21 protein-coding genes and 1 tRNA gene are annotated in these 20,502 nt (G+C 60.6%); 14 read left to right on the forward strand and 8 right to left on the reverse strand.

The genetic code is table 11. The features are described 5' to 3' along the window. Nucleotides 1-20 precede the first annotated feature (20 nt). The gene (locus I6E52_RS05350; RefSeq protein ID WP_197155363.1) at nucleotides 21-275 is read right to left on the reverse strand and encodes a hypothetical protein; all 255 of its coding nucleotides are present in this window, start codon (nucleotides 273-275) and stop codon (nucleotides 21-23) included. A gap of 95 nt (nucleotides 276-370) precedes the next feature. On the opposite strand from I6E52_RS05350, the gene I6E52_RS05355 reads away from it, so the two are divergent. The 8 genes from I6E52_RS05355 to pstB all read left to right on the forward strand — a co-directional run bounded on the left by I6E52_RS05355 (nucleotide 371) and on the right by pstB (nucleotide 9,718). Next, nucleotides 371-1,102, forward strand: a complete 732-nt coding sequence (locus I6E52_RS05355; RefSeq protein WP_197155365.1) for a response regulator transcription factor — start codon at nucleotides 371-373, stop codon at nucleotides 1,100-1,102. Nucleotides 1,103-1,176: 74 nt separating this feature from the next. Then, nucleotides 1,177-3,357 carry an RNA degradosome polyphosphate kinase gene (locus I6E52_RS05360; protein WP_197155368.1) on the forward strand — a complete coding sequence of 727 codons (2,181 nt, stop codon included), beginning with the start codon at nucleotides 1,177-1,179 and terminating at the stop codon, nucleotides 3,355-3,357. Further along, entirely contained in the window at nucleotides 3,354-4,292 is a 939-nt protein-coding gene (locus tag I6E52_RS05365; protein ID WP_197155369.1) for an NUDIX domain-containing protein, read from the forward strand. The genes I6E52_RS05360 and I6E52_RS05365 overlap by 4 nt, the downstream gene beginning before the upstream one ends. Before the next feature lie 103 nt (nucleotides 4,293-4,395). Beyond that, entirely contained in the window at nucleotides 4,396-5,475 is a 1,080-nt protein-coding gene (locus I6E52_RS05370; protein WP_197155370.1) for a phosphate ABC transporter substrate-binding protein PstS, read from the forward strand. 176 nt (nucleotides 5,476-5,651) lie between these two features. Then, nucleotides 5,652-6,746, forward strand: coding sequence for a phosphate ABC transporter substrate-binding protein PstS (locus I6E52_RS05375; protein WP_197155371.1), 1,095 nt, complete (start codon nucleotides 5,652-5,654; stop codon nucleotides 6,744-6,746). 147 nt (nucleotides 6,747-6,893) lie between these two features. After that, complete coding sequence (gene pstC / locus I6E52_RS05380; RefSeq protein ID WP_197123333.1) at nucleotides 6,894-7,838, forward strand: phosphate ABC transporter permease subunit PstC; 945 nt, start codon at nucleotides 6,894-6,896, stop codon at nucleotides 7,836-7,838. Continuing rightward, the gene (gene pstA, locus I6E52_RS05385) at nucleotides 7,838-8,920 is read left to right on the forward strand and encodes a phosphate ABC transporter permease PstA (protein WP_197155372.1); all 1,083 of its coding nucleotides are present in this window, start codon (nucleotides 7,838-7,840) and stop codon (nucleotides 8,918-8,920) included. The genes pstC and pstA overlap by 1 nt, the downstream gene beginning before the upstream one ends. An 18-nt stretch (nucleotides 8,921-8,938) precedes the next feature. After that, on the forward strand, nucleotides 8,939-9,718 hold the full coding sequence (pstB, locus tag I6E52_RS05390; protein ID WP_197123331.1) for a phosphate ABC transporter ATP-binding protein PstB: 780 nt from the start codon (nucleotides 8,939-8,941) through the stop codon (nucleotides 9,716-9,718). A 74-nt stretch (nucleotides 9,719-9,792) separates the two neighbouring features. Here the strand turns inward: pstB and I6E52_RS05395 are convergent, their stop codons facing one another. The 6 genes from I6E52_RS05395 to I6E52_RS05420 all read right to left on the reverse strand — a co-directional run bounded on the left by I6E52_RS05395 (nucleotide 9,793) and on the right by I6E52_RS05420 (nucleotide 14,473). Continuing rightward, a complete protein-coding gene (locus tag I6E52_RS05395) occupies nucleotides 9,793-11,055 on the reverse strand; it encodes a Dyp-type peroxidase (RefSeq protein WP_197155373.1) in 1,263 nt (420 codons plus the stop codon). Then, entirely contained in the window at nucleotides 11,056-11,625 is a 570-nt protein-coding gene (locus I6E52_RS05400) for a copper chaperone PCu(A)C (protein ID WP_197155374.1), read from the reverse strand. 7 nt (nucleotides 11,626-11,632) lie between these two features. Then, nucleotides 11,633-12,205 (reverse strand): copper resistance protein CopC, encoded by a 573-nt coding sequence (locus I6E52_RS05405; RefSeq protein ID WP_197155376.1) that lies wholly within the window; start codon nucleotides 12,203-12,205, stop codon nucleotides 11,633-11,635. Nucleotides 12,206-12,311: 106 nt separating this feature from the next. Further along, nucleotides 12,312-12,905, reverse strand: coding sequence for a hypothetical protein (locus tag I6E52_RS05410; RefSeq protein WP_197155378.1), 594 nt, complete (start codon nucleotides 12,903-12,905; stop codon nucleotides 12,312-12,314). 66 nt (nucleotides 12,906-12,971) lie between these two features. After that, nucleotides 12,972-13,868 carry an anti-sigma factor domain-containing protein gene (locus I6E52_RS05415; protein WP_197155381.1) on the reverse strand — a complete coding sequence of 299 codons (897 nt, stop codon included), beginning with the start codon at nucleotides 13,866-13,868 and terminating at the stop codon, nucleotides 12,972-12,974. Next, nucleotides 13,865-14,473, reverse strand: a complete 609-nt coding sequence (locus I6E52_RS05420; protein WP_197155383.1) for a sigma-70 family RNA polymerase sigma factor — start codon at nucleotides 14,471-14,473, stop codon at nucleotides 13,865-13,867. The genes I6E52_RS05415 and I6E52_RS05420 overlap by 4 nt, the downstream gene beginning before the upstream one ends. 511 nt (nucleotides 14,474-14,984) lie before the next feature. On the opposite strand from I6E52_RS05420, the gene I6E52_RS05425 reads away from it, so the two are divergent. The 4 genes from I6E52_RS05425 to I6E52_RS05440 are packed head-to-tail and all read left to right on the forward strand — an operon-like array spanning nucleotide 14,985 to nucleotide 19,115. After that, entirely contained in the window at nucleotides 14,985-16,196 is a 1,212-nt protein-coding gene (locus I6E52_RS05425; protein WP_197155385.1) for a PotD/PotF family extracellular solute-binding protein, read from the forward strand. Beyond that, the gene (locus I6E52_RS05430) at nucleotides 16,196-17,377 is read left to right on the forward strand and encodes an ABC transporter ATP-binding protein (protein ID WP_197155387.1); all 1,182 of its coding nucleotides are present in this window, start codon (nucleotides 16,196-16,198) and stop codon (nucleotides 17,375-17,377) included. The genes I6E52_RS05425 and I6E52_RS05430 overlap by 1 nt, the downstream gene beginning before the upstream one ends. A gap of 2 nt (nucleotides 17,378-17,379) precedes the next feature. Beyond that, nucleotides 17,380-18,297, forward strand: coding sequence for an ABC transporter permease (locus I6E52_RS05435; protein ID WP_197136540.1), 918 nt, complete (start codon nucleotides 17,380-17,382; stop codon nucleotides 18,295-18,297). Beyond that, on the forward strand, nucleotides 18,294-19,115 hold the full coding sequence (locus I6E52_RS05440; RefSeq protein ID WP_197155389.1) for an ABC transporter permease: 822 nt from the start codon (nucleotides 18,294-18,296) through the stop codon (nucleotides 19,113-19,115). The genes I6E52_RS05435 and I6E52_RS05440 overlap by 4 nt, the downstream gene beginning before the upstream one ends. On the opposite strand, the gene I6E52_RS05445 is transcribed toward I6E52_RS05440, so the two are convergent. Further along, nucleotides 19,112-19,741 carry a DNA-directed RNA polymerase subunit beta gene (locus I6E52_RS05445; RefSeq protein ID WP_197123413.1) on the reverse strand — a complete coding sequence of 210 codons (630 nt, stop codon included), beginning with the start codon at nucleotides 19,739-19,741 and terminating at the stop codon, nucleotides 19,112-19,114. The genes I6E52_RS05440 and I6E52_RS05445 overlap by 4 nt on opposite strands. 25 nt (nucleotides 19,742-19,766) lie before the next feature. Here I6E52_RS05445 and I6E52_RS05450 point away from each other — a divergent pair. Together I6E52_RS05450 and I6E52_RS05455 are read left to right on the forward strand one after the other, a co-directional pair. After that, nucleotides 19,767-19,839: transfer RNA gene (locus I6E52_RS05450), tRNA-Lys, on the forward strand. A gap of 96 nt (nucleotides 19,840-19,935) precedes the next feature. Further along, nucleotides 19,936-20,412 (forward strand): hypothetical protein, encoded by a 477-nt coding sequence (locus I6E52_RS05455; RefSeq protein ID WP_197155391.1) that lies wholly within the window; start codon nucleotides 19,936-19,938, stop codon nucleotides 20,410-20,412. The last annotated feature ends 90 nt before the right edge of the window (nucleotides 20,413-20,502 follow it).

A 20,502-nucleotide genomic window follows, 5' to 3' on the forward strand; every position in this document is an offset into this window, starting at 1 on the left:
CCCTGTGCAGCCGTGCCGCACTAAATGACAGCAAAAATCGCCGTAGCGGCCGCGACGATGGCAAGCGCGCCAACCATGCTGGCGGTGGCTCTCGCCACGAAACCTTCTTTGCGGTGAATTATCAACTGAATAACGAAAGTAAGAATGACGCAGGCCGCCAATACGATCGCCAGCCACGTGACTCGCAGCTCCGGCGCCTCAAAAACCCCAATAATGACGGCACCGATAAGGCTTAACGCCCATACGGGCACGACGCTCCACTTTTGCCAAGTCATAGCCCCATCGTAACGATGAATGTGCTGAAGTCGGGCCCCGTCAGCCGGGAGCGCGCACACACGGTAGAATTCCTTTCACGCAGTGGGGAGGCCATATGGCACACATCTTGATGCTTAGCTCTGCGCCCGACGTCGAGCCGCTCCCAGCCCTGGGATTACTTAGCCATACGGTTGAGGTCGTTGTTGCTGCGCCCGCAACTCTTGTCGCCGCTCCGACGACAGACCTGATCATGGTCGACGCGACCACTAATCTTGCGGCAGCCAAAGGGCTGTGCAGCGTACTCAATTCCAGCGGAATCACGGTTCCGCTGTTCGTGGTCGTCACTGATGGCGGCCTTGCGGCAGTCAATCACCAGTGGCACATTGACGACTTCCTTGTTTCCGGCGCCGGACCAGCCGAAGTGGATGCCCGCATACGTTTAGCACTGGCGCGCCGCGAGGGTGAGAGTTCCGCTTCGAAGATTCGAGCATCCGGAATCGTCATCGACGAAGCCAGCTACTCGGCAAAGGCGCGGGACCGCTCTCTTGACCTCACCTTCAAGGAGTTCGAGCTGCTGCGCTTCTTGGCCTCGCACCCCTCTCACGTCTTCACTCGCGAACAGCTCTTGAGCGAAGTGTGGGGTTACGACTACTTCGGTGGCACCCGCACGGTCGACGTGCACGTGCGTCGCTTGCGCGCCAAGCTCGGCGATCTCGAGTCGCTTATCGGAACCGTGCGCAACGTCGGCTACTGCTTCAATATTGCTGAAGAGACCGAGAAAGCACCGGTAGCAGATTCGAGCACCGGCTCCACCGCCGACCTCGCGCCGCAAAGTATCGCTGTCTAGCAAAGCGCTATCAACTGCCTCCCAGTGTGGGCGGAGTTAATCAGTTGTTCATCACTCAGTGGCAGGATGAGGGGATGGACAACGAGACCGCAATCGTCGACCCGAGCTCTGCAACGGACTCGCTTGACGAGTACGACAACGACGAGTCGTCGAGTGTTGATGATGGAACGCTGATTTTTGATCGCTACCTTGATCGGGAATTGAGCTGGCTCGCCTTCAACCAGCGCGTGCTCGAACTGGCCGAAGACGAGTCCCTCCCGCTGCTGGAACGCGCCAACTTCTTGGCGATCTTTGCGAGCAACCTCGATGAGTTCTTCATGGTGCGCGTTGCGGGGCTCAAGCGCCGCATCGACACAGGGCTTGCTGTTCCGACCAACACTGGGCGGGCACCGGCAGAAGTGCTCGAAGAGCTGAGCGCTGCCGCCCACGCGCTGCAAGAACGTCACGCCGCCGAGTTCCTCAACAGCGTGAAGCCAGCACTGGATTCCGAGGGGATCCACATTGAGACCTGGGCCGACCTCGGCCCGGAAGACCGCGAGCGCGTTCACGACATCTTCTCCAACCAGATTTTCCCGGTGCTGATGCCGCTGGCGGTCGACCCCGCGCATCCGTTCCCCTATATTTCTGGGCTTTCGCTCAATCTGTCGATTCGAGTGCGTAACCCCAAGACCCAAAAAGAAGAGTTCGCACGCCTGAAGGTGCCAAGCGTTCTGCCTCGCTTCATCCAATTGCCGGATGACGGCAGCGACCAGTTGCGCTACATCCCGCTCGAAGATTTGATCTCCAACCACCTCGGCGCCCTGTTTCCCGGAATGGAGATTCTGGCGCACCACGAGTTCCGCGTTACCCGCAACGAAGACGTGAACGTCGACGAAGATGAGTCGGAGAACCTCATCAAGTCGCTCGAGAAGCAGATCCTCAACCGTCGCTTTGGGCCGCCCATCCGTCTGGAAATCACCGACGACATGGATGACGTCACGCTCGGTCTTCTCGTGCGGGAGCTCAAGATCACCGAGCAAGAGGTGTACCGTCTGCCGGCACCGTTGAACCTCAGCGGACTGTTCCAGCTCGCCGGTATCGACCGCCCCCGGTTGAAGTACCCACGCCACGTGCCGATCACGAGTCGCAGCCTCATGCCGACCGAAGGCAACGAGCGTGCTGATATCTTCCGCGCGATCGCCCGCAAAGACATCCTGCTGCACCACCCCTACGAGTCCTTCTCCACGAGCGTTCAAGCCTTTCTGGAGCAGGCCGCCGCTGACCCGCACGTGCTCGCGATCAAACAAACCTTGTACCGCACCAGCGGTGACAGCCCTATCGTCGAAGCGCTCATCGATGCTGCTGAAGCAGGAAAAGCAGTGCTGGCGCTCGTCGAGATCAAGGCTCGCTTTGATGAGACCGCGAACATCTCGTGGGCCCGCAAGCTCGAGAAGGCCGGCGTGCACGTCGTCTACGGTCTCGTCGGGCTCAAGACTCACTGCAAGCTCGCGCTCGTAGTTCGTCAAGAAGAGGGCAAGCTTCGTCACTACGCCCACATCGGCACGGGAAACTACAACCCCAAGACCAGCCGCCTCTATGAAGACCTCGGGCTGCTGACCGCCGATGACCAAGTCGGAAAAGACCTCACGAGACTATTCAACGAGCTCTCTGGCTATGCCATCGAGAAAAAGTTCAAGCGACTCTTGGTGGCTCCGCGCCATCTGCGCAAGGGCCTCATCAAGCAGATTGAGAACGAAGCCTCCAACGCTCGCGAAGGCTTGCCATCGGGCATCCGCATCAAATTGAACTCAATGGTGGATGAGGCGATCATCGATGCGCTCTACCGGGCGAGCAATGCTGGTGTGCCTATCGACATCGTCGTGCGAGGAATCTGCTCCCTGCGGGCCGGAGTTCCCTGTCTCAGCGAGAACATTCGCGTGCGCTCTATTCTTGGCCGCTACCTCGAACACTCGCGCGTGTTTGCCTTCCACAACAGCGGAGACCCGCAGGTGTACATCGGCAGTTCTGACATGATGCACCGAAATCTCGACCGTCGCGTCGAAGCTCTTGTGCGCATTGTCGAACCCGAGCACATCGAGGAACTCGAGTACATGTTCGACCTCGCGGTCGACGAAAACACCTCCTCCTGGTGGCTCGATGCGGAAGGTGATTGGGTGCGCCACGCTACTTCGGAGACCGGGGAACCGCTCAACGACATGCAGAATGTTCTTATGAAGCGAATAACGCAGCGCAAACGAGGCGGGTCTCGCCGGTGAGCGCCGCAAACACTCCGGTCCTTGCCGCAGGCATAGTCTGCTGGCGCGTCGTCGACGGTAAACCGCGAGTGTTGCTTGTTCACCGCACCGTTCACAAGGACGTCTCGCTGCCCAAGGGCAAGCTAGATCCGGGTGAGATGCTGCCGGAGACCGCTGTGCGCGAGATCCTCGAAGAGACCGGATTGAGCGTCGATCTCGGGGTACCGCTTGGTAGCGTGCATTACACGCTCGCCAACGGCCGAGACAAGTACGTGCACTACTGGTCAGCCGAAGTGAACGACCACACCCTCGAGATCGCCAAGTTCACCCCCAACGGCGAAATTTCCGCGCTCGAATGGTTGCCGCTCGCCAAAGCCCGCAAGAAAGTCAGCTACACGCACGACATCGATATTCTTGACCGCTTCGCCGCCGTCTACGACGCCGGTAACGCGCGCACCTTTGCGATGATCGCCGTTCGCCACGGCAAAGCCGTTCCCGGCGAAACCTGGGACGGACCGGATGCCACTCGCCCGCTCATGCACCGCGGAACAGACCAAGCCGCCACCATCGCCGGCAGCATCGCGGCGTTCGCGCCCGATCGCATCCTGAGCAGCACCGCAGCGCGCTGCCTCGCCACGATCACGCCGCTCGCGCAGCGCACCGAGCTCGAGATCAAAGCGACCGACGATCTCAGCCAAGACTCCTACTCAAGCAACGGCAAAGCGATCACCGCGCTCGTCGCCAAGCGGCTCAAGAAGCAGCAAACGGCGGTGCTGTGTAGCCACGGCCCGGTCTTGCCGCAGATTGTGAGCGCACTCGCGGAGGCCAGCCACGCCAAGCCCGACTCGCAGTTGCGCGCAGCGGCCCTGCTCAATACCGGTGATTTTTCGGTGCTGCACTTTGCCCGAGGCTCCAAGAAGCCGCGCCTCGTTGCGGTAGAAACTCACGAGTCCTAAGTCAAGCCTGCCCGCTCAGCAGCCCGCCAAGGTTGCGGTGCGGTGAATTCCATGGGAATTCGCGAGACAATGACGTGCACGTCATTTTCTCGAAGGGACCCCAGTGAAGTTCACCCGCCTCGGCACCGTCAGCATCATCGCGATGACCAGCGCCCTCGCGCTCACCGGGTGTGTACCCACCGACCTTAGCGACGCGTCTGGCCCCTCCGGGACCATCATCGGCGCCGGGGCGTCGTCACAGCAGGCCGCGCAAGAGGCCTGGGTGCGGGGCTTCCAGCTCGCCAACGTGGCCGCCACGGTCGAATACGACCCCATCGGCTCCGGAGGAGGACGCGACACCTTCATCGGTGGTGGTGCGGTGTTCGCGGCATCCGACCGTGCATTCACCGTCGAGGAGATCGCCGAAGCCGACTTCGTTTCGTGCGTTCCCGACACCGGCATTCTCGAAATCCCGGCCTACATCTCCCCCATCGCGATCATCTTCAACCTCGACGGCATCGACTCGCTCAACCTCGACGCTGACACAATCGCCGGCATCTTCGCGGGCGAAATCGACCAGTGGGATGACGCGGCCATCGTCGAGCAGAACCCCGGCGTGGAGCTGCCGAGCCTCAACATCACTGCCGTCCATCGTGCAGATGACTCGGGCACCACCGCCAACTTCACCGACTACCTCACTGGCGCAGCGCCCGACGTGTGGACGGTCGGTTCAATCGAAAAATGGCCGCTCGAGTTCGGCGGAGAAGCGGCACCGCAAACATCCGGCGTTGTGGATGCTGTCACCAACGGAACCGGCACGATCGGCTACGCCGATGCCTCGCGCGCCGGTAACCTCGGCACAGTGGCAGTGAAGGTCGGTGACGAGTATGTCTCCTACTCTCCAGAAGCCGCCGCGGCCATCGTGGATGTCTCGCCCTTCGGGGAAGGTCGCGGAGACACTGACTTCGCGGTTGAGATCGATCGAGCATCCACCGCAAGCGGCGTGTACCCGGTAGTGCTCATTAGCTACCTCATCGCCTGCAACGAATACGCTTCCACCGATCGCCTCGATGTGCTCACCGGCTACCTCGACTACGTCATCAGCCCCGAAGGTCAGCAGGCTGCTGCCGCGTCAGCAGGTTCGGCCCCCATCTCCGACTCGCTTTACGAAAAAGCGTCGGCAGCCGTCGCCGCCATTAAGTAGTTTCGGCACCTTCTGACACCTCAGCCCCGCAAAACCCGGGCTCTCCCGTCTCGTGTTGATGGGTCGTTTACCTCCCGTTTACCTAACCGGGCAAAAGTGGCTACCTGCCGTGCCTAAGTTTTCTATTTGGGTCGCACCGACCTGAAACCTGTAATCAACATCCCGAAGGGAAAACTGTGAACTTCAAGCGTCTTGGCACCATCGGTGCCATTGCTATCGCAGGCACCATCCTCCTCTCCTCCTGCGCCACAGCAGCCGAAGACGGCAGCAGCGATGAGAACATGTCCGACCTCACCGGCACCCTCGTTGGCGCCGGAGCTTCGTCGCAGCAGTCAGCCCAGGAGGCCTGGGTTGCTGGATTCCAGACGGCCAACGAGAACGTCACAGTCGAGTACGACCCCATCGGTTCTGGTGGAGGACGCGACACGTTCATCGGTGGCGGAAGCCAATTCGCCGGATCCGACCGCGCATTCAGTGCCGACGAAATCGCTGAAGACAACTTCGCATCCTGCGTACCCGGCTCCGGCATCCTCGAGATCCCGGCCTACATCTCCCCCATCGCGATCATCTTCAACATCGACGGCATTGACTCGCTCAACCTCGACGCTGACACGATCGCCGGCATCTTCACGGGTGAAATCACCAACTGGAGCGACGATGCAATCGTCTCTCAGAACGATGGCGTAGACCTCCCCGACCTCGGCATCACCGCAGTTCACCGCGCTGATGACTCGGGAACGACCGCGAACTTCACCGACTACCTGTCGGCTGCAGCTTCCTCGGTCTGGACCGTCGGATCGATCGAAACCTGGCCGACCGAGTTCGGTGGCGAGGGTGCTCCTCAGACCTCTGGTCTCGTTGACGCAGTAACCAACGGAACCGGAACCATCGGATACGCCGACGCATCGCGCGCCGGTGACCTCGGAATCGTAGCCGTCAAGGTCGGCGACGAGTACGTGCCGTACTCGCCCGAAGCTGCAGCAGCCATCGTTGACGCATCGCCCTTCGCAGAAGGCCGCGGCGAGACCGACTTCGCTGTAGAGATCGACCGCGCAACCGACGAATCGGGTGTCTACCCGGTCGTTCTGATCAGCTACCTCATCGGTTGCAACGAGTACGCGTCAAGCGACAACGTTGACCTGGTCAAGGCCTACATGTCCTACATCATCAGCGACGAAGGCCAGGCAACTGCCGCCGAGTCCGCTGGTTCAGCACCGATCTCCTCGACTCTGTTCGAGAAGGCTCAGGCTGCAGTAGACGCCATCAAGTAACACCTCGAGTCTGCTTCGACCCCGTTGCTACTAGCAGCGGGGTCGGGCAGACTTTGCACTGGGCCAGGCGCACCGCGCAGTCCCCGTGAGCACCACGCAGTACAGATCACGCACTAAGCCAAGCCAGGGATAAGGGATACTCGACACATGACCTCGACTGCGGCCCCCCGTATTCGCGCGAAACAGCGCCCCGGAGACCGCCTCTTCTCAGGTACGGCCCTCACCGCTGGCGCGCTCATCCTCGCGATTCTCGCAGCCGTCGCTGCCTTCCTCGTCATTCAGGGTGTTCCCGGAATCACCGCGGATCCAGAAAAGACGACGCTCCTTGAAGGAACGAACTTCTGGGCGTACGTTGGCCCACTCGTCTTCGGAACGCTCTGGTCGGCCGGCCTCGCCCTCATCATGGCCGTGCCAATCGCCATCGGCATCGCGCTATTCATCTCGCACTACGCGCCGCGCCCGCTGGCAGCAACCCTCGGCTACATCATCGACTTGCTTGCCGCAGTGCCCTCCGTAGTCTTCGGCCTCTGGGGCGGCAACGTTCTCGCCGTCGGAGTGCAGCCCGCCTACGCCTGGCTGGCCGACAATCTCGGCTGGATCCCCTTCTTCGCCGGCCCCGCCTCGGGCACCGGCCGCACCATCCTCACCGCTTCCATCGTGCTCGCCGTCATGATCCTGCCGATCATCACCGCCATCTGCCGCGAAGTCTTTCTCCAGACCCCGGTGCTGCACGAAGAAGCTGCACTCGCCCTCGGCGCCACGCGCTGGGAAATGATCAAAATCGCGGTGCTTCCCTTCGGTCGCGCCGGCATCGTCTCGGGAGCAATGCTCGGCCTCGGTCGGGCCCTCGGCGAAACTATGGCTGTTGCCATGGTGCTGTCGGCTTCCAACGTCATCACCTTCAACGTGATCAGCTCGACTAACCCGTCGACAATCGCCGCGAACATCGCACTGAGCTTCCCCGAGGCCTACGGACTCAATGTGAACGTACTGATCGCAACAGGCCTGATCCTGTTCGCCATCACGCTGATCGTCAACACGATCGCGCGCTACATCGTCAACCGCCGCAAGGAATTCTCGGGAGCGAACTGATGACTACCACCACCCCCGCGCGCCCCATCGAGAACGCCTACGCCGCCGGGCAACTGCCCCGCTGGGCTCCCCTGCTCATCCTGATCAGCAGCCTCGCGACCTTCGTGATCATCTTCCTGTTCATTCAGGCAGGCCAGTCAGAAGGCGAGTTCAACGTCGTCGGCGCCGTATTTTTAGGCGTCGTGCTCTACGGCATCGTGCTCGTGACCGTCTCACGACTCGTTGAAGGGCACCGTCGCGCCACAGACCGACTCGTCACGACTCTGGTTACCCTCGCGTTCGTTATCGCTCTCCTGCCGCTCATCTCGCTGCTCTACACCGTGGTGATCAACGGTGCAGCCCGCTTCGACCTCGACTTCTTCACCCTCTCGCTGCGCAACGTCGTCGGCGAAGGTGGCGGTGCAGCCCACGCCATCATCGGCACCCTGCAAATGACTCTCGCGGCAACCATCATTTCGGTCCCCATCGGCCTCATGACCTCGATCTACCTCGTCGAATACGGTCGCGGTCGTCTTGCCCAAGCGATCACCTTCTTCGTGGATGTCATGACCGGTATCCCCTCGATCGTCGCCGGCCTCTTCGCCTACTCCCTCATCGTGATCTTCTTCGGCCCCGGCGTTCGCGTCGGAATCGCCGGAGCAGTCGCCCTGTCGGTGCTCATGATCCCCGTGGTCGTGCGCTCGAGCGAAGAAATGCTGCGACTCGTGCCCAACGAACTCCGTGAGGCGGCGTTTGCACTCGGCGTGCCCAAGTGGCTGACCATTCTGAAAGTTGTGCTGCCGACATCCATCGCCGGAATCACGACCGGTGTGATGCTCTCCATCGCCCGCGTCATCGGTGAAACCGCCCCGCTGCTGGTTGCCGCTGGCTTCACCAACAACTTCAACTACTCGCTGTTCAGCGACCGGATGCAGAGCTTGCCCGTATTCGTGTACAGCTCCTACATTTCTCAGGGCACCGACGCCCAGGCCTACATCGATCGGGCGTGGGCTGGAGCACTCACCCTCATCCTGATCGTGATGGCACTGAACCTCCTGGCACGCATCATCGCCAAGATCTTCGCCCCCAAGACCGGTCGATAACCGAAGGAACCCCCACTCGTGTCTAAGCGCATCGAAGTCAATGACCTCAACGTCTACTACAGCAAGTTTCGCGCTGTAGAAGGTGTGTCACTCACCATTGAGCCCCGCACCGTCACCGCCTTCATCGGCCCGTCTGGTTGCGGCAAATCAACGTTCCTGCGCACCCTGAACCGCATGCACGAGGTGATTCCCGGTGCGTACGTTGAGGGTGAAGTGCTCATTGACGGCAACAACCTCTACGCGCCCGGTGTTGACCCCGTCAGCGTTCGCCGGCAGGTGGGCATGGTCTTCCAGCGTCCCAACCCGTTCCCCACGATGTCGATTCGCGACAACGTAATCGCTGGCGTGAAGCTCAACAACTCGCGTATGAGCAAGAGCGACGCCGACGACCTCGTCGAACAATCTCTCATCGGCGCAAACCTGTGGCAAGAGGTAAAGGATCGTCTCGACAAGCCCGGCTCTGGCCTCTCTGGTGGACAGCAGCAGCGACTCTGCATCGCGCGCGCCATCGCTGTAAAGCCAGACGTCGTACTGATGGATGAGCCGTGCTCGGCCCTCGACCCCATCTCGACTCTGGCCATTGAAGACCTCATCGAGGAACTCAAACAGGACTACACGATCGTGATCGTGACCCACAACATGCAGCAAGCAGCCCGGGTCTCTGACCGCACAGCATTCTTCAACATTGCGGGCACCGGCGCTCCCGGCAAGCTCATCGAATACGACGACACCACCACGATCTTCTCGAACCCCAGCGTGCAGGCAACCGAAGACTACGTCTCGGGCAAGTTCGGCTAACGAGCCGACCGAGTTCGACAGAACAGCCCCCGCGCCAGCTGGCCGGGGGCTGTTCTATTGTCTGCTCGCACTCTCTAGAAGAGGGTGTCTCCGATGTAGCCGCCCTCCTGGCAGCCGGGCGGAATAGCGAAAACCGCCGACCCGACGGGTGTGGTCCACGTGTTGAGCAAGTCAAGCGTGTCTAGAGCCTTCTGCACGGGAACAAACTGCTTATCGACATCCGCTTGGAATGCCGCAAAGAGCAGCCCCGAGTTTGAGACGCTCTCGGCGCCCGTCAGCACCGTGTCGTCGTAGTTGTAGCCACGACGGAACATCTTGTTTGCCGCCTCGTTCTCTTTCGCCCGACGAACATGGGCGAAGGCGGGAATGACGGGGAAGCCCAATCTGTCTTTCGCCTCCAAGTCTGGTTCGTCGCCCTCAACGGTGCCGGTGAGGGGCGCACCGGTGTCGAGGGTGCGACCGATGGTCTCCTCGCGGCCGAGGCGGTCGATCTTGTCCCAGCCATCGAGATCCATGGCGATACGGCGCAACACGAAGCTCGTGCCACCCTCCATCCACGACGGAACGTCGGTGCTCCAGACTGCCTCGCTGAACTCGGTGGTGCCGGGCGAAGGATTGCCAGTGCCATCGAGCTGACCGAAGAGGTTGCGCATAGTGGCGGCGGGATTCTCGGCTCCTGCAGCGCGACGGAAGCCGCTCTGCGACCACCGCGGCAGAGCGAAGCTCCGAGCATCCTTGAGCAGCATGCGCGCGGTGTGAGTGACCGTCAGCGGGTCGTTGGCACCGATCTGGATCAAAAGATCGCCATCGCAATAGGCAGGATCGAGCTGGTCGATGCCGAACGCCGGAAGTGGGCCGAGCCACGAGGGCGCGGCTTTGCCTGCCAGCTCGACAACGCGAGGTCCAAACCCGAACGTGACCGTGAGCTGCGCTGGGATGACGGCGAGCTCAGGCTCGGAGTCCGCCAGAGCAGGCTGCCCCGCCGTGAGGCGAGCTGCGTCATCCGTCAAGACGCCCATAAGGCGACGCAACCCAGAAGCGTCGATATCGTCGCGCAGATCGAGCGCGATAAAGACGGCGTTGGACTGGGCAGGCGTTTCGATGCCCGCCTGGTGCGCCCCATAGAACGGCACAGCACCTTCAAAGGCCTCCTGCGGGGTGAAACCCGCAGTCGTGGCATCGCCAGAGCTCGTCGGTGCGATCGAACCCGAAGTGCCACCAACAATGCTCACTCCGGCTGCTGTTGCCGCGCCGACGCCCGCCGCAGCGGCACCGCCCCAGAGGAGGTGCCGCCGCGAGAGCCGACGCGAAGTGTCAGGCTCTACTGGTTCAGACAATTATTCGTCCATCTCCATGTCATCGTGGTCCATGTCGCCGTGGTCCATGTCCATCTCGTCGTCGCCCTCGTAGTTCTCGTTGGCGCCGGAGTAGTCCTTGGCCGGAGCCGTGAACTCGAGCGTGCTGCCATCATCGAGCGTGAGGGTGACAGTGACGTCATCTCCCGCAAGAATCGGGTCAGTAACGCCCATGATCATGATGTGGTTTCCGCCGGGCTCAAGCATGAGCATTCCGCCCGCCGGAATGGTGAAGCCACCCTCGATCGGCTGCATGACCATGTCACCCGATTCGTTCTCCAGCGTCTCGTGGAGTTCCGTCATGTCTGAGGCACTCGTGGTCGCCGACACGATCGTGATGTCGTGATCGGTGGGGTTTTCAACCATGCCGAACGCGGCCGTCATGCCGCTGTCGATTGCCTTGACCCACGTGTCAGACGTCGTGAGGGTAGTGGCGGTCGACTCCATGGTGTCGTCGCTGTCGGTGGATGCTGTGGTCGAGCATCCGGCGAGAGCAAGTGCCCCTGCCGCGAGAACGGCGATGAGGCTGAAGGTCTTTTTGGTGCGGATCATTTCTGTATTACTTCTTTCGTCTAATCCAGAACCATCGCGCTGCGATGACTCCGGCAAAAAGGACGATGCCGCTACCGGCACCGATGAGGCTGGTAACAACGAGCGGGCTCATGCCCGTTGTCGAGTTGTCTGTTTCTGAGGCAGCGGTGTCTTCTTGCTCCGAGGCTTCTTCTTCGAGGCCGAAAGTTGCCCCCGGCGTCTCCTGACCAACCGCGAATTCAAAACTGCCCGAAATCGGGTGGCCATCGCTCGACACCACACGCCACCGCACCTGATAGCTGCCCTCAGGCATGTCAGGCAGCAGAGGCTGGATAGCGGTGCGATCTGTCACCTGCATGGGTCCACTGACCCAGTCGGTGCCGTCGGCATCCACCACCATGGCAAGTTGCGTGATGTCCATGAGCTCGCCCGTAAATTCGAGAGTGATCTCGCTCGGGGCAGCCTCAAGCACTTCGTTCTCATTCGGAGCTTGCCCAATGATTTGATCGTGGGCAAAAGCCGTCTGAGGCATCGCGAATACGAGCAGAGCAGCAAGAGCCACTCCCCCGACTACGCGCGCATAAGTACGCACAAACGTCATCTGAGTTGTCAGCTTTCCGTTGTCATCGCGGAGGCACACACAGCCCATCAGGGGCGTGCGCGCAACCGCACAGGGGCGGCACGAAGCCACCACACTGCAGAGAGGGTTAGGAGAAGACCGCGCTGACGGTCGGTGGCCCTCTGCGGCTCACAACAGAACGCAACGACTGCAGCGTTGCCATGATCTCGTCACGGCAGACGGCGCTAGCAACAACCGTGCGACGGATGACAACAGGAACAACCCGAGTCGAGAACAACTGACGAAGGTGGCGGCCAGCAATCGAACTGAGTGCGGTGACGCCCTGGCGCAGCGCCACAATCGTGATGATGCCGGCGACAATGTGGCCTGCGGTCATGGCCCCCACACCGTGGGCACCGTGATTAATCGAACCCGCGACAACCGTGAACGCGAGGTCGTGGTGTCCGCTGGACTGCGCCACGACGTTGCCCGGATTGCCTATAACCGCGAAGACGGTGTGGAAGAACGTTTGAGCGATCGTAACCGCCACAGCGACGCGCGGGAGGGACATCCGCTTTCCGACGAGCGGAATGCTGATGAGCGCCGCGAACGTAAGGGCGAGCACGAGAGCAACCCAACTGGGCATGCTGCCGCCACCAAAAACGTGAGCGGCTGCGGCAACAAAAACCGAGAAGGCAGCGACGATCAGCGCCCGGAGAACTTGGGTTCCCCTGCCGATCATGATCGCTCCTCTGAGTGCGTGAGTGTGCCGTGGAGGCGAGCGGGCTGTTAGCCGCTCACCACTAGTTTACGCGCTCTCGAAGACCACAATGGGATCGGTAGTTGGCGCATCCGAGCCGCCCTTGGGTTCGATCGTCACACCGACAACATCGCCTGCACCCATGTCGCCGTCCAAGACGCGCCACGTTGGACCATCTTCAGCGGCATCCATGAGACCAGCCGGTCGTGCACCGGAGTCATCGATGTACCACAGCTCGTATACCTGATCAGCCGGCAACGCTTCAAGACCATCAACGATGAGCGCGGATGTTGCGAGCTCACCCGACCACACGAAAGTAGCTGTAGCTCCTCCCGCAACAGTCGACACCAGACGCTGCGAATCACTCGCTGCATTGATCGCCGCAAGCTGGTCGGCCTGCTGCGACGCAAAGCTGGACTGCTCAATGCTCGAGCGACCGATGGAATCGGCCACCACGCCACCCGCGACAACGAGCGCCACTGCGGCCGCAACCGCGGCGAGCGCCGTTGCCGGACGCGTAAACCAGCGGGCCTGAGCTTTGGTCTGAGCGGGAGTCGCCGGGGCAGCAGGCGCGGTGCTTGACTGCTCAGCCGGGTCGTCAGCCGCGAGCGCAGCCGAAGCCGCCAACGGCGTGACGTGTGACATTGGCGCGGATGCGGCATCCACGCTGTCGGCGTCGCTTTCTGCAACTACGTCGGCTTCACGCGGCAACTGCGGAGTCTGAGCAATCAGCGCCATGAGGTTGTTCTTGAGCGCTGGCGGCGGCGTGACCGGGTCAACGGCCAGACCGAGTGCTACTGCCGTGTCAGAGAGTTCAGTGGTTTCGGTGCGAGTTTCGCTGGACGAGGCCAGGTGCTTCTCGAATGCTTCGCGTTCTTCTGGGCTTAACGCGTTGAGGGCGTAGGCACCAGATTGGGCGGCGAAGTCGTCGTTGCGGTCGTTCATGATGCCACCCCCATTTCGTCGCGTAAGCGGATCATTCCATCACGTAGTCGGGTTTTGACAGTGCCGACAGGAACCTTGAGCATGGTCGCCACCTCACTGTGGCTGTAGCCGCCGTAATACGCAAGGGAGACAGCTTGGCGCTGGAGTTCAGTCAGTCGGGACATGGCCTTCTCTACCCTTTCGTGTTCGAGTCGGACTTCTATGGTTTCTGAAACGTGATCGTAGTCCGGGTTGTGATCACGGATGCCGATGCGCACGTCACGGTCGCGAGACGACTGTGATGCACGCACACGGTCAACAGTTCGGCGGTGAGCCATGGTGAGAATCCAGCTGACCGCGGCGCCCCGGTTCGAGTCGAAACGGGTTGCGGTCTGCCAGATCTCTAAGAAGATTTCTTGCGTCACTTCTTCAGACTGCGAATGGTCACGCAGGAGCCTCTTGACGAGTCCAAAGACTCGGGGGGCCATCTGGTCATAGAGCTCGCTAAAAGCGGCTTGATCACCAGTGGCGACACGCTCGAGTAGGTCTTGCGGGCTTGTGGCGGGCACGCCGGGTTCTTCGGGCGTTACGCCGACATCAGCTTCACGAGGCATAAGGACAAGCATGACAGGTTCCTCTGCTCCTTCATCGCAGTTTTCGGGTTCAGCAGCGAATCTTCAGTCAGTGGATGCGGGCCGACACTGGAGTGTGTCAGTTGCTTTCACTGGTGGGTAATTCGGCGCCCTAGCGCGAAGGGATTGGTCGGCATTCAGAAACCGTGGTGTCTCGCGGCGCGGTGCTGCCGTGCCGCATTGTGCCCGGACAGAAGAAAAGCCGAGCCACAGAGAACGCCTCACGACGCAGGGCCGCTCTAAGCGGCTAATTTTGGAGCCCGGGGTTACTGTGGCCCGGCGAAGAAAAGTGTAGCAAAGGGCTTCCTGTGCGCACGCTCCGAACGCGCGCCTGTGAGCAGACGGCCTTTGTTTCCGGTTTGTGCGGATTTCGTGACAAATATATTGCAATGCCGATGTTTTCGACATTTTTTAATGATTTTGCTGCTCATATGTGCAAATATCAGTCAGCCCTACAGAGCAGCGGGGCGTCCGGTGCACGTCACGAATGCTAGGAGAACTTGTCATGAAGTCCAAGCCCTTACCTGCTGATCCAATCATCCGCGAACTGGTCCGCAAAGCCCAGAGCGCCACCATGAATAGACGTGCGTTGCTCACTGGCGCCGCTGCGGGTGCGACAGGGCTCGCGCTCGCCGCTTGCTCGACCGGCCCCGATGAATTAACCGCTGCTCCCGACACCAGCGCCACCGACAAGCTCATCCGTTGGGACAACTGGGCGCTTTATGTCGATGTCGATGACGCGGGCAACTACCCCACCATCGACGCCTTCGAAGCTCAGACCGGCATCACGGTCGAATACACCGAAGCCGTTGACGACAACAACACCTACTACGCCAAGGTGAAAGACCAGCTCTCCCTCGGCAAAGACATCGGAGCAGACGTGGTCTGCCTTACCGACTGGATGGCCACTCGCCTCATCCGCTTTGGCTACGCCCAGAAGCTTGATCGCAGCAAGATGCCGAACGTCGACAACCTGTTGCCGTCGCTGCAAAATGTCGACTTTGATCCGGGTCGCGAGTTGAGCATCCCGTGGCAGGGCGGCTTCGCAGGCATTTGCTGGAATAAGGAACTACTGCCCGGCGGAATCGAATCCGTTCAGGACCTCTGGAAGGCCGAGCTCAAGGGCCGCGTCGGAGTGCTCTCGGAGATGCGCGACACCATGGGCCTGATCATGCTCGCCCAGGGCGTCGATATCGCCGGAGACTGGGGCGACGACGAGTTCAACGCAGCGATCGACGAGTTCTCGAAGCAAGTCGCCGATGGCCAGATTCGAAACATCAAGGGCAACTCGTACAAAGAGGACCTCGTCAACGGCGACACCGTGGCTGCAATTGTGTGGTCGGGCGACATCGTGCAGCTGAATGCCGAAAATGGAAACAAGTGGGAGTTCATTGTTCCCGACGATGGCGGAACTCTGTGGAACGACAACTTCATGGTGCCGATTGGCAGTGGCGCGAAGTCGAACGTGGAAGAAATGATCAACTACTACTACGACCCCGAGGTCGCTGCCGAGGTAGCCGCCTACGTGAACTACATCACCCCGGTCAGCGGAGCCCAAGAGGCCGCCGCCGCCATCGATCCTGAACTCGCCGACAACAAGCTGATTTTCCCCGACGACGAGATGCTGTCGAAAGCGTTCGTGTTCCGTGAGCTCGACAGCTCTGAAGAGCAGAAGTACAACACCGCTTTCCAGAGCGTCGTGCTCGGGGCAGCTTAATGACGACAGACACCTTTGCGGAGAGTGGCGCCGACCTTGAGTTGGTGGGAATCCATAAACGTTTCCCCGGCTTCACCGCGATTGAAGAACTCAATCTCACCATCCCCGCCGGGTCATTCTTTGCTCTGCTCGGACCGTCTGGCTGCGGCAAGACAACGACGCTGCGACTCGTCGCTGGCCTTGAGGCTCCCACCGCCGGACGGATCTTGGTCGGTGGCACCGATGTGACCAACCAGAAGTCGTTCCAGCGACCCGTCAACACGGTGTTTCAGAGCTACGCGCTATTCCCGCACATGACCGTGCTCGAGAATGTCGCTTTTGGGTTGCGCCGCCGCAAGATGGCCGACCCCTTGGGCAAAGCGCACGAAGTACTGCGCCTGGTCGAGCTTGACCATCTCGCTAGCCGGCGACCTCAGCAACTCTCCGGAGGGCAGCAGCAGCGTGTTGCGCTGGCACGTGCCATCGTCAATCGCCCAGCACTGCTTTTGCTCGATGAGCCGCTGGGTGCGCTCGACCTCAAGTTGCGTCGCCAAATGCAGCTTGAGCTCAAAACCATCCAAGAGGATGTCGGCCTTACCTTCCTGCACGTGACCCACGATCAAGAAGAGGCCATGACTATGGCCGACACGATCGCCGTGATGAACAAGGGCCGCATCGAGCAGATGGGCGCCCCCCAAGAGCTCTACGAATTGCCCAGAACAGCGTTTGTGGCGAACTTCCTGGGGCAGTCCAATCTGTTCACCGGCCCGGTGGTAAACACGACAAGCGCGGGTGTGGCGGTGGATGTCGCGGGTCACAAGATTGTGGTCCCTGCCGCCCGAGCCCACCGCACAACCGGCGAAATCACGATTGGCGTGCGCCCCGAGAAGTTGACCTTGCACTCCACAAAGCCCACCCATGACGCTGATGTCAACGTGATGGGCCCCGGTCGCGTCACGGATGTCTCGTTCAGCGGTGTGAGCACCCAGTATTTGGTTGAGGTCCCCGGCGCAGGCACGCTCATCGTGTTCGCGCAAAACATGACCTTCGGCTCTGACGTCAAGTTCGGAGATGAAGTGTGGGTCAGCTGGGGCGTTGGCCACGGTTTTGGCCTTGACGACGATCCTGCGGATGCTCCGCGGTTCGAGGCTGACTTCGACACTCGCTCGATTGCCGCGCAGCGCCACCTCGAGGGTGCGTAGCGATGGCTTTCGCGGCTTTCTCTACGACAGCTGCTCCGTCTTCTTCTGACAGCATCAAGAAGAAGAGCCCGGTGGCGCTCCTGTTACTCCTGCCCGGCATCCTGTACCTCGTTCTCTTCTTTCTCGCTCCCCTGGTGTCGCTGCTGCTGACGTCGTTCAAGGTTCCGGCAGAGTTCGGAGACATTGGAGAGTTCAGTTACGCGTTCCGTTGGGAAAACTACACAGACGTCATCAGCGCGTACTGGCCCCACATCCTTCGTTCATTCGGCTACGCAATCACGGCCACGTTCTTCGCTCTGATCATTAGCTACCCCCTGGCGTATTTCATCGGGGTCAAAGCGCGTCGTTGGCCACTGCTGCAGAGTCTCGCCCTAGTGATGGTCGTCGCGCCATTCTTCATCAGCTTTCTGCTGCGCACGCTGGCATGGAAACAGATCTTCTCGGATGAGTCATTCCTGGTGACCTCGCTCAAAGCAATGTCGCTGCTTGCCCCGGATGCCCACGTCACGGGAACCGCCTTCTCGGTGATCTTCGGGCTCACCTACAACTTCATCCCGTTCATGACGTTGCCGTTGTATACGACTCTGGAACGGCTCGACGTGCGCTACCTCGAAGCAGGCAGCGACCTTTATGCCAGCCCGTTCCACGTATTCCGCAAGGTAACCATCCCGCTCTCCATGCCGGGCATCGTGGCAGGAACCCTGCTCACGTTCATTCCTGCCGCGGGTGACTACATCAATGCGAGCCGAGAGTTTCTCGGTGGCACCGGAACCCAAATGATGGGCAATGTGATCGAGGCGAACTTTCTCGTGCTGCAAAACTTTCCGGCGGGAGCAGCTCTCTCCATCATTCTGATGTCAGCAATTCTCGTGATGGTGAGCATCTACGTGAAAAAATCAGGAACGGAGGACCTGCTGTGAAACACTCCATCAGCAAATGGGTTTTGCCCGCGTACGGCGCCCTCGCGCTGCTGATCCTCATGATTCCGATCGGCTACACCTTCGTCTATAGCTTCAACGATTCGCTCAAGTCGAACATCACGTGGCGCGGATTCACTTTCGACAAGTGGCTCAACGTCTGCAACGTGCAAAACGGCGCCGTGTGCGAGGCCTTCGGTAACAGCATCTTCATCGGTGTCGTAGCAACAGTGCTGGCGACCACCCTGGGCACCATGATCGCCATAGCGATGGTGCGCTATCGGTTCAAGTTCCGCTCGCAGCTGAGCCTGTTCCTGTTCCTCCCCATGGCCACCCCGGAAGTTGTATTGGGTGCCGGACTTGCTGCCCAGTTCCTGTCGATCGGTGTTCCGAAGGACATGCTGACCATCATTTTGGCCCACACAATGTTCTGCATCAGCTTTGTGGTCGTCGCGGTGAAGGCCCGCGTTGCGAGCTTGGACCCGGCGCTCGAAGAAGCCGGCCGCGACCTCTACGGCTCAGCGCTTCAGGTGTTCCTACGCATCACGTTCCCGCTGTTGCTCCCCGGCATTCTCGCCGCAGCCCTGCTGTCGTTCGCGCTGTCATTCGACGACTTCATCATCACCAACTTCAACTCGGGCGCTGTGTCGACCTTCCCCAAGTACATCTGGGTATCGGCGGCGCGAGGAATCCCCGCTGAAGCGAACGTTCTCGCTTCGGCAGTGTTCATCCTCGCGTTGATCGTTGTCGTCACCGTGCAGGTGTCGGGCGCGGCCCGAGCGAAACGACTCGAGAAGCTGCACCAGGCCGGAGTGAACTAGTCGAGCGAACCTGCGCGGAATAGTTTCGCGCAGGCCGTGAACTCTTGGGCAGTGAGCGAGTAGCGAGCGGCTCGAGTGGTGAGCTCACTCGCACGCTCGGGATTGAGGAGCTCCTGATCATCCGCAACGCTCGTCGCCCCTGATGCCAAAATGCGACTGAAGGATGCCGCCCGATCGAGCGCGACCCCAAAGTCGCCGTGGAAGAGCCCGCGCAAAATCTGGTCAGCAAGCTCCTTGATCTCGTGAGGCCCGGTTGGATTCACGGCACCGGTCACGGCGGCATCGATAGTGGGAAGAGTCTCGATACCTCGCTGAAAGAGAAGGCTTGTGCCCACCGCATCCTGCTGGATGACGGCACGCAACAAATAGATGCGCCAGAGTGCGCCCGGAAGGCTACTGGCGCTCGATCGCGACCAGAGTTCCGCGAGCGCATCAATGCCGTGCTTGTCGGTGTACGCAACGATGCGGTCGACTACGGCAGGATCATCCGAATTGCGGGCACCATCGATGAGTGCATGGGCCGTGTCATGGGCCGCGCGCATTATTTGGGCTGGATCTTGACCGCCTTCGAATGTGTCAAACTTATCTCCAGAGTATTGAGTGGGCTTATGGAAGTTATCTGCCATAAGTTCACGGTACGCTTAACGTGTAGGGCTTGTAGCTCAGTTGGTAGAGCATCGGACTTTTAATCCGCGGGTCCCGGGTTCGAGTCCCGGCGGGCCCACATTTTTCTCCGCCTGAGGGGTAGCTGATTGCGGCTCCTTTCCGGCTTGCGGTTGTTTTCCGCATTCAGGAGCGTGCCGCGATTAGGCTCCTCATCATGGAGTTATGGGACGTTGGCGGAACGAACTATCTCAGCATCGAGCCGATGGCTTATCAGTTTGAGGATGTACGGGTCGATCCCTACGACGCCAACTGGCTGTTGATCGACGGGCGTGCGCGCTGCGGCACCGAAAAGTGGAACTTTCTCGACCCCTGCTTGCTCGTCGAGGAAGCGCTCAACTTGGGCACGTGGCTGACTCGTGCCGCCCGCGGACTTGTTGAGCCAATAGAGCTGAGCGGGGCGGGCGCGCTGCAGCCCACCATTTCTCACGTCGAGCCAAACCTCGGATTTGGTCTCGTGAGTTGGGATCCCTCTGCCGTCGTGCTCCGCGTGTTCCTCTGGCTTGAGTCACAACCGCCGAGCGTGACGAGTGAGAGGGAATTCTTCATGGATCTCACGATCGCGCCGAGTGACCTCAAGCAGGCGGTCGCGGCGTGGGAGCAAGAGCTCGCGGAGTTCCCTCAGCGCGGTTAGTTATCCCGCTACGCATTTGCCGGAGGCGCCGGTTGCCCATTCGGTGCGCCCCTATGTGGGGACAGCGCGGTAGCATCCAGCCCCGTAGCA

This window comes from Salinibacterium sp. NG253, assembly GCF_015864945.1.
Classification (GTDB): Bacteria; Actinomycetota; Actinomycetes; order Actinomycetales; family Microbacteriaceae; genus Rhodoglobus.

Bases quoted from the DNA above. Each gene is read 5' to 3' on its own strand.
- I6E52_RS05350 (WP_197155363.1), bottom strand. From the start codon at position 275: ATGACTTGGCAAAAGTGGAGCGTCGTGCCCGTATGGGCGTTAAGCCTT.
- I6E52_RS05355 (WP_197155365.1), top strand. From the start codon at position 371: ATGGCACACATCTTGATGCTTAGCTCTGCGCCCGACGTCGAGCCGCTC.
- I6E52_RS05360 (WP_197155368.1), top strand. From the start codon at position 1,177: ATGGACAACGAGACCGCAATCGTCGACCCGAGCTCTGCAACGGACTCG.
- pstC (WP_197123333.1), top strand. From the start codon at position 6,894: ATGACCTCGACTGCGGCCCCCCGTATTCGCGCGAAACAGCGCCCCGGA.
- pstA (WP_197155372.1), top strand. From the start codon at position 7,838: ATGACTACCACCACCCCCGCGCGCCCCATCGAGAACGCCTACGCCGCC.
- I6E52_RS05400 (WP_197155374.1), bottom strand. From the start codon at position 11,625: ATGATCCGCACCAAAAAGACCTTCAGCCTCATCGCCGTTCTCGCGGCA.
- I6E52_RS05405 (WP_197155376.1), bottom strand. From the start codon at position 12,205: ATGACGTTTGTGCGTACTTATGCGCGCGTAGTCGGGGGAGTGGCTCTT.
- I6E52_RS05410 (WP_197155378.1), bottom strand. From the start codon at position 12,905: ATGATCGGCAGGGGAACCCAAGTTCTCCGGGCGCTGATCGTCGCTGCC.
- I6E52_RS05415 (WP_197155381.1), bottom strand. From the start codon at position 13,868: ATGAACGACCGCAACGACGACTTCGCCGCCCAATCTGGTGCCTACGCC.
- I6E52_RS05420 (WP_197155383.1), bottom strand. From the start codon at position 14,473: ATGCTTGTCCTTATGCCTCGTGAAGCTGATGTCGGCGTAACGCCCGAA.
- I6E52_RS05425 (WP_197155385.1), top strand. From the start codon at position 14,985: ATGAAGTCCAAGCCCTTACCTGCTGATCCAATCATCCGCGAACTGGTC.
- I6E52_RS05430 (WP_197155387.1), top strand. From the start codon at position 16,196: ATGACGACAGACACCTTTGCGGAGAGTGGCGCCGACCTTGAGTTGGTG.
- I6E52_RS05435 (WP_197136540.1), top strand. From the start codon at position 17,380: ATGGCTTTCGCGGCTTTCTCTACGACAGCTGCTCCGTCTTCTTCTGAC.
- I6E52_RS05445 (WP_197123413.1), bottom strand. From the start codon at position 19,741: ATGGCAGATAACTTCCATAAGCCCACTCAATACTCTGGAGATAAGTTT.
- I6E52_RS05455 (WP_197155391.1), top strand. From the start codon at position 19,936: ATGGAGTTATGGGACGTTGGCGGAACGAACTATCTCAGCATCGAGCCG.